The organism is Caulobacter sp. GW822-FHT07D08 (assembly GCF_058798735.1).
On record NZ_JBXAKU010000030.1, the window covers coordinates 25,448 to 32,912 of the forward strand.

Below are 7,465 nucleotides of genomic sequence, written 5' to 3' on the forward strand. Positions count from 1 at the left end.
GCAAAGCGCCGGTCAGAGCCGCGCCCCACGCAGGCGCAAGGCGTTGGCCACCACGCTCACCGACGACAGCGCCATGGCCAGCGCCGCGATCGCCGGCGACAGCGTTATGCCGAACGCCGGGTAGAGCACGCCCGCGGCGATCGGCACGCCGGCCAGATTGTAGGCGAAGGCGAACACGAGGTTCTGGCGGATATTTCGCATGACCGCCCGGGACAGCCGCTTGGCCCTGACGATGCCTTGCAGGTCGCCCTGCACCAGGGTCACCCCAGCGCTTTCAATAGCGACGTCGGCGCCCGCCCCCATCGCCACCCCAACCTCGGCGGCCGCCAGAGCCGGCGCGTCGTTGACGCCATCGCCGGCCATGGCCACCAGGCGTCCCTGCGCCCGCAAGCGCGCCACCACCTTCACCTTGTCCTGCGGCGAGACGTCGGCCTCGACCTCCCGAAGGCCCAGCCGCTCGGCCACGGCCAGCGCCGTGGTGCGGTTGTCTCCGGTCACCACGACCACGCGCACGCCGTCGGCCGCCAAGGCCGCCAGGGCCGCGGGAGTCGTCGCCTTGATCGGATCGGCGATCCCCAGCACGCCAGCCAGCCGATCATCGACGGCGACGAACACCGCCGTCGCGCCGCCGCGACGCAGCGCCTCGGCCCGCGCCGCGAGCGGCGCCGCCTCGACGCCTTCCTGGGCCATGAGCCGGGGCCCGCCGACCGCCACGCGCTGGCCGTCAACCAGACCCAGCACGCCCAGGCCCACCGGCGAGTCGACCTGCGCGGGCTCCGACAGAGCCAGGCCGCGATGGCGCGCCATGGTCAGGATGGCCTCGGCCAGCGGATGTTCGCTTCCGCGCTCCAGGCTCGCGGCCAGGCGCAGCAGCCGCGCCTCGTCGAAACCCTCGGCGGGCTCAAGGGCCGTCACCGCCGGACGCCCCTCGGTGAGGGTTCCGGTCTTGTCGACAACCAGGGTGTCGATCTTCTCCAGCCGCTCCAGCGCCTCGGCGTCCTTGATCAGCACGCCCAGTCGCGCGCCGCGGCCGATCCCGACCATGATCGATATCGGGGTCGCCAGCCCGAGCGCGCAGGGACAGGCGATGATCAACACCGAAACAGCCGCCATCAAGGCATAGCCGAGACGGGGTTGCGGTCCGAAAGCCATCCAGGCCGCGGCGGCCGTGAGCGCGACGCCGATGACCGCCGGCACGAACCAGGCCGAGATCCGGTCGGCCGTCCGCTGCACCGGCGCGCGGCTGCGCTGGGCCTGCTCGACCATCTGCACGATCCGCGCGAGCAGGGTTTGAGATCCGACCTTCTCGGCGCGCATGACGAAGGCGCCGGTCCGATTGATCGCGCCAGCAACCACATGATCGCCAGCGGCCTTGGTGACCGGCATGGACTCGCCGGTGATCAGCGACTCATCGATCGTCACGTGGCCTTCGACCAAGACGCCGTCGACCGGAATCTTCTCGCCTGGACGGACCCTCAGGCGATCGCCGACCGACACGAGATCCAGGGTCACGGTCTCGTCGCTCCCGTCCGCCTTGACCCGGCGCGCCGTCTTGGGCGCCAGGTCAAGCAGGGCCCGGATAGCCCCGGACGTTCGCTCGCGCGCGCGAAGCTCCAGGACCTGCCCCAGCAGGGCCAGAACGGTGATCACCGCCGCGGCCTCGAAATAGACGGGCGTCGCCCCCATCGCGTCGCGCGCGCCAGATGGCAGCAGCCGAGGCGCGAACAGGCCGACCAGGCTCTCGCCGTAGGCCACGCCCACCCCCATGGCGATCAGGGTAAACATGTTGAGCCGGCCGCTGGCCACCGACCGCCAGCCGCGAACCCAGAACGGCCAGCCCGCCCATAGCACCACGGGCGTCGACAGAGCGAACTGGATCAGATTGGAAACCATCGGCGCGACCCACCGATGATGGCCCATCAGGTGGGCGCCCATCTCCAGCGTGAAGACCGGCAGGGCCAGACACAAGCCGATCCAGAAGCGCCGCGTCATATCGGCCAGTTCGGCGTTGGGCGGCGGATCGCCCGAGGTCGAAATCGGCTCGAGCGCCATGCCGCAGAACGGGCAAAGCCCGGGGCCGGCCTGGCGCACCTGGGGATGCATGGGACAGGTGAAGACCAGCGCGCCCGGCGGCGTCGCCGGGGCGGGCGAACTGGTGGTCGCGTTTGGCTCTTGGGCGTTCATTCGTCGACCTCACCACGCGGGCCGCGTCAACGTCTCGACGGAGCCGCGTCTTCCATAGGTTTCGCGTCGCCATGGCCGGACACCCGCGACGCGGCCGCATGGCTCAGCCGACGGGCGCTGGTGATGTTGACGCGCGCATGCGCCCGCGCGGCATCCGCAATGGCCCGTAGACAACCGCGCCGGTTCCTGACGATGCGGAGGAACTTGATTTGGCGCAAGGTCGCGCCAGCACGCGGCCGCAAGCTCGCGGCATGAGGACCTCGCCATGAGCTACGCCAGCATCCTGACCATTCTCACCGGCGCCGACGACGACGCCCTGACGCTTGCTTCCGCCGCCGAGCTGGCGCGCGCCGCCCAAGGGCAGGTCAATGTGGTCCTGGCCCCGCCCCTCGCGGTGGTCGGGGACCCCGCCCCAGGCCAGAGCGGCCTTGGCTTTTCGCCCACGTTGCGAGAGGCGGCCCACAACGCGCAGGCGGAGCTGCGTCGCGATGTCGAGGCCATGGCCCGGGACATCACCGGACAATTGGGCCCAGGCGTCGAGCCGGACACCGGCCGCATCGTCTTGGTCGAGGAGCAGTCGGCGCATGCGCTGGACCTATCGGCCCTCGCGCCGTTCGCCGATCTGGTGGTCGTTGGCCGCATGACGCTGCAGGCCTTGGGATCTTGGAGCGGACTGATGGCCGACGCCCTCCTTCGCGCCCAGGTCCCCGTCCTGGTGATCAGCGGCGCGCCCGGAGAGCTGGGCCTCGGCGCGGCCATCGCCTGGAACGGCAGTCCGGCGGCCGCGCGCGCCGTGCGCGCCGCCATGCCGCTGCTCAAGGCGGCCACGCGCGTGGTCATCCTCCAGGATCCGGCCCACCTGCGCGCCAGCGAGCGGGCCGTCGCCGCGCCCGAGCGACTGGTCGCCTATCTTCGCCGCCATGGCGTCCGCGAGATCGAGGTCGAAACCCGTGATGGCCTCAGCCGATACGATGGCCTGGTTCGTCAGGCGCGATCCTGGGACGCGGGTCTGCTGGTGGCCGGCGCTTTCGAACACTCGCGCCTTCGCGAAGATGTCCTGGGCGGCGTCACCAAGTCGCTGATCGCCCACAGCCGGGCGCTGAACCTGTTCTTCGCCCACTGAGCGTGGCGGCCGCCGGTTCGGCGCCAACCACGCTCTGGATGTTCGAGCTTCAGCGACCCAGGACGAGCGGCAGGCGCTCGGCGGCGAGCATGCCGCGGGTGACGCCGCCGAACAGGTCCTCGCGCAACCGGCCCTGGCCATAGGCGCCCATCACGCAGTAGCTGGCGTGCTGGTCGGCGCAGGCCTTGAGGATCGCCGCATCGGCGCGTTGGCCATGGGCGGAGGCCCGCTCGATAGAGGCGTGGACGCCATGGCGCGACAGATAGACCGCGGCCGCCTCTTCGGGCGCGCCCTTGCCGCCGTCGTCGGCGTTGAAAATGGTCACCGACCCGGCCAGGCGCAGGAGGGGCGTGGCCGCGCGCAACGCGCCCATGGCCGAGGCCGAGCCGTCCCACGCCACAACGGCGTGGCCGCCAGCGTCGAAGCCTCGCGCGGCGTCGGGTACGGCCAAGACCGGGCAACGCGCGCCCATCACCGTCGAACTGGCGATCGCCCGCGGCTCGATCCGCATGAAGGTGTCGCGCTTGCAGTTGATCACGATCAGGTCGGCCAGGCCCGCCGCATCCAGGACGCAGTTGGCGACGTCGCCCGTGCTCTCGATCCAGTCCCAGGGCAGGCCTTCTTCGGTCAATCGGGCCATCAGGGCCGCGCGATTGCCCGTCTCGAGCTTGCGCTCCTCCACCAGGAGCAGCGCCTGGACCTGACCGCCATCGTCGCCGGCGACCACCGTGATGGGAGTGACGTCGATGCAGCTCAGATGGCCCTTCAAAGCCCGCGTCGCATCCAGGGCCGCCTGCAGGCGGGCTTCCTGGCCTTCGTCCTGGTGCACGAAAAGCAGAACGTTCTTCATCATCGCCTCCACGGTCGGCAAAAGCGCCTGGAGATGACGCTAGCGAGCCCCTCGTCGCGCCGGCATCCGCATTTGTACGGAGCCCCGGCGAGCGCCGGCCGGACGATTGACGTCCGTCAAAACGGTCCGCCGCGCGCGACCCATATTTTCTTCGCCCAGCCCCGGAGATTTCCTTTGTCCAGGTCAGATATTCTTGAGCGGAGCCACTCGCTGGCGCGACGGTCTCATGGGATCCGTGGAGCGGCCGGCCTGACCTTGCCCTTGGTCGGCGTCTCGAGGGTCTTCAGGTAGGCCAGGATCGCGGCGTTGTCGGCCGGCCCAAACGACCATTCGGGCATCGGTCCGTGACCGACCGTCAAACCCTCGGTCAAGGACTCGCTCAGCGCCTCGACATCATACCGTTCATGCAGTTGGCGAAAGCGCGGGGCTTGTGGATTGGGGCTGTCGCCGGTCCGGCCCACCGCGTGACAGCCGGCGCAGTCGCGCTCGACGATGGCCTGGCCTCGGGCGACAAGGTCGGGCGGGCTGGCCGCCGCGGGTGCGGCGACCAAGGCCCCGCTGAAGACCAGCGGGAGTAGGCTCAAGGCCAGATGAACTGGAATCCGAAGGGCGCCGCGGGCGCCAGGCGTCGGGTTCCGGGCGACCTGGACGTGCATCGCGTCGACGTTCATGACCAAGCTCCGAGCCCACATTCAAGACACAAGCCTGACCATAGGATAAGGGCCCGCCCTGATCCTGATCAATATCACGAGGACCTGATGATCGACGCCGTTGATCACGTCGCCGTCAAGCAGCCCGAACGGCCCAAGCTCCTGCAGGTCCTCGGTCCGGGGTTGATCACGGGAGCCTCGGATGATGATCCCAGCGGCATCGCCACCTACTCGCAGGCGGGCGCGCAATTTGGCTTCGGCCTGACCTGGGTGATGCTGTTCAGCTGGCCTCTGATGTGCGCGATCCAGGAGATCAGCGCCCGAATCGGCCGGGTCACGGGGCGGGGAATCGCCGGCAACCTCAAGCGCCACTATCCGGGCGGCATGGTCTACGCCGTGGTCCTTCTGGTGGTCAGCGCCAATGTCATCAATCTCGGAGCGGACCTGGGCGCCATGGCCGCGGCTCTGAAGCTGCTGATCGGCGGGCCCGCCCTGCTCTATGTCGCCCTCTTCGGCCTGGTCTCGGTGCTTCTCGAGGTTTTCTCGCGCTATTCCCGCTATGTGTCCGTCCTCAAGTGGCTGACCCTGTCGCTGTTCGCCTATGTCGGCGTGGCGTTCGTCGTCCAGATTCCCTGGCCGACGGTGGCGCGCAGCCTCGTCCTGCCGAGCGTGACCTTCAACGCCGACTATCTGACGGCCATCGTCGCGCTGCTGGGAACGACGATCAGTCCCTACCTTTTCTTCTGGCAGGCCGAAGAGGAAGTCGAGGAGGTCAGGGAGCGTGTCGACGCCAAGCCCCTTCTGCGGGCGCCCGATCAGGCGCCGGCGGAGTTTCGACGCATCCGCATCGACACCTATGTCGGCATGGCGATCTCCAACGCCGTGGCCCTGTTCATCATCCTGACCACGGCGGCGACCTTGCACGCCCACGGGGTAAGCGACATCCAGACTTCGGCCCAGGCGGCCGAAGCCTTGCGGCCCATCGCCGGTCCGCTGGCGTTCTTCGTCTTCGCCCTGGGGATCATCGGCACCGGTTTGCTGGCCTTGCCCGTGCTGGCCGGCTCCTCGGCCTACGCCTTGGGCGAGACGTTCGGCTGGCACGTGGGCCTGGCCCGAAAACCGAGACGCGCCAAGGCGTTCTACGGCGCCATCGCGGTGGCCACGCTAATCGGTGCGGCGCTCAACTTCAGCCCTATCGACCCCATCAAGGCGCTCTTCTGGAGCGCGGTGATCAACGGGATCGTCGCCGTTCCGATCATGGCCTTGATGATGCATATGTCCAGCCGCCGCGCGGTCATGGGCTCGTTCAAGCTTCACCCGGGGCTGAAAGTCGTCGGATGGCTCGCGACCTTGGTGATGACCGCCGCGGCGGTAGGCCTCCTGGCGACCTGGGGTCGCTAGTGAGCGAAGCCGAGCCGCTCTCGCGCGGCGTGTCGCCGCCCTCCCCGCCACGTTCAGAGGTCGCCGAAATCGGGTCTATGTATTTACCCCCGGCGCATTAACCTAAATCCCTTCGCCCATATATTGGTGGCGATCTCCGCCACGGATCGAAATTCGTAACCGACGACTAGAAGAACAGATTTCGGATCAATACTCAAAATGGGAAATAGAAACATCGCTCTTAGGGGGCGATTTGACCTATGAAAGCGATTCTGCCCGCATCACTGGGGGCCGAAGGCGAGAGATGAGTTTTCAAATCGATCGGCCGCGGCGCCAGCAGGAAGATTGAAGACATGAGCGGATCCGAGGACCGGCCAGGCGCGCTGACCTTCAGCGCCAACGACCTGGTCAAGCTGATGGCGGCGACCTACCTGCCGCTGTGCGATGAACTCGAAGCGGCGGGGGTCCTCGATCGGGGCAAGCTCGCCGATACCATGGGGTTCTACGCGCCGGCGGGGGAAGTCAGTTCAAGCGCGGCGCTGATCGCCGCCCTGCAGGCCGTTCTGCGTCGCCCCCGACCGAACGAGACCATCGCGCTTTCGGAGTCCTTGTTCGACGCGACTAAGGACGTGGCGCTGCGCGTGATCCAGGGTGGCCGGCAGGACGATCAGGCGCGCGGCCGGACCTAGCCGCGCGACGTTTCGGCCTCTTGGATCAGCACGTGGGCCAGTGAGATCGCCAGCATCGCCCACGAGGCCTCGCGCTCCGGCCCAAGCCGCACCAGGATGCGGACCGCCAGGGCGTGGGGATCGATCGCGCCGGCCTCGCGCAAGGCGCGACACAGCGGCAGGTAGGCGCCGGCGAAGGCGCGCGTAACATCGTCGCCGTTGAAGGACGGGATGTTCTGGCCAGCAGCGCCGACCTCCAGGGTCATCGCCGCGAAGGCCGCCCGGTCGGGATCGCGCCCGCCGACGGCGCGGGACTCGCTAAGCTCGCCAGAAGGATCAGGGTCAAAGCCGCGGCGACGTAGCAGGCGGGGCAATGACCCGCCATGGACCAGACGTCCTGGCGGCCGCTGCACAGCGGGCCGGCCATGAGACGCGGCAGGGCCTGGAACAAGGCCACGCTCCAGGCGGCGAGCGCGCCCGCGGCGGCGATTGGAGCAAGCGACCGTAGCGGCGTGACGAGCTTGGTCGACATGAAGCCCTCCCTGGAATGGACCGTCACAATGGTGGGGCCGGCCAAGCTTGGCATTGACGGCGATCAAAGCTGGAGTGC

8 protein-coding genes are annotated in these 7,465 nt (G+C 68.7%); 4 read left to right on the plus strand and 4 right to left on the minus strand.

Annotation, left to right across the window (positions count from 1 at the left end; all coding sequences use genetic code 11):
- Positions 1-12 precede the first annotated feature (12 nt).
- Positions 13-2,184 carry a copper-transporting P-type ATPase gene (locus AC1RJ9_RS27325; RefSeq protein WP_492841697.1) on the minus strand — a complete coding sequence of 724 codons (2,172 nt, stop codon included), beginning with the start codon at positions 2,182-2,184 and terminating at the stop codon, positions 13-15.
- A 265-nt stretch (positions 2,185-2,449) separates the two neighbouring features.
- Between AC1RJ9_RS27325 and AC1RJ9_RS27330 the strand changes: the two genes are divergently transcribed.
- On the plus strand, positions 2,450-3,307 hold the full coding sequence (locus AC1RJ9_RS27330; protein ID WP_492841695.1) for a universal stress protein: 858 nt from the start codon (positions 2,450-2,452) through the stop codon (positions 3,305-3,307).
- A gap of 49 nt (positions 3,308-3,356) precedes the next feature.
- Here AC1RJ9_RS27330 and AC1RJ9_RS27335 read toward each other — a convergent pair whose 3' ends face one another.
- Both AC1RJ9_RS27335 and AC1RJ9_RS27340 read right to left on the minus strand, forming a co-directional pair.
- Positions 3,357-4,157: a universal stress protein gene (locus tag AC1RJ9_RS27335; RefSeq protein ID WP_492841693.1), complete on the minus strand. Its 801-nt coding sequence runs from the start codon at positions 4,155-4,157 to the stop codon at positions 3,357-3,359.
- A 224-nt stretch (positions 4,158-4,381) separates the two neighbouring features.
- Positions 4,382-4,828 carry a c-type cytochrome gene (locus tag AC1RJ9_RS27340; protein ID WP_492841691.1) on the minus strand — a complete coding sequence of 149 codons (447 nt, stop codon included), beginning with the start codon at positions 4,826-4,828 and terminating at the stop codon, positions 4,382-4,384.
- An 87-nt stretch (positions 4,829-4,915) separates the two neighbouring features.
- Here AC1RJ9_RS27340 and AC1RJ9_RS27345 point away from each other — a divergent pair, with 87 nt between their 5' ends.
- A complete protein-coding gene (locus AC1RJ9_RS27345) occupies positions 4,916-6,208 on the plus strand; it encodes an NRAMP family divalent metal transporter (RefSeq protein WP_492841689.1) in 1,293 nt (430 codons plus the stop codon).
- 332 nt (positions 6,209-6,540) lie between these two features.
- A complete protein-coding gene (locus tag AC1RJ9_RS27350) occupies positions 6,541-6,876 on the plus strand; it encodes a hypothetical protein (RefSeq protein WP_492841687.1) in 336 nt (111 codons plus the stop codon).
- On the opposite strand, the gene AC1RJ9_RS27355 is transcribed toward AC1RJ9_RS27350, so the two are convergent.
- Positions 6,873-7,229 carry a hypothetical protein gene (locus AC1RJ9_RS27355; RefSeq protein WP_492841685.1) on the minus strand — a complete coding sequence of 119 codons (357 nt, stop codon included), beginning with the start codon at positions 7,227-7,229 and terminating at the stop codon, positions 6,873-6,875. The genes AC1RJ9_RS27350 and AC1RJ9_RS27355 overlap by 4 nt on opposite strands.
- Positions 7,230-7,238: 9 nt before the next feature.
- Between AC1RJ9_RS27355 and AC1RJ9_RS27360 the strand changes: the two genes are divergently transcribed.
- Positions 7,239-7,465 (plus strand): hypothetical protein (locus AC1RJ9_RS27360; RefSeq protein WP_492841683.1); only part of this gene is annotated, 227 nt, incomplete at its 3' end.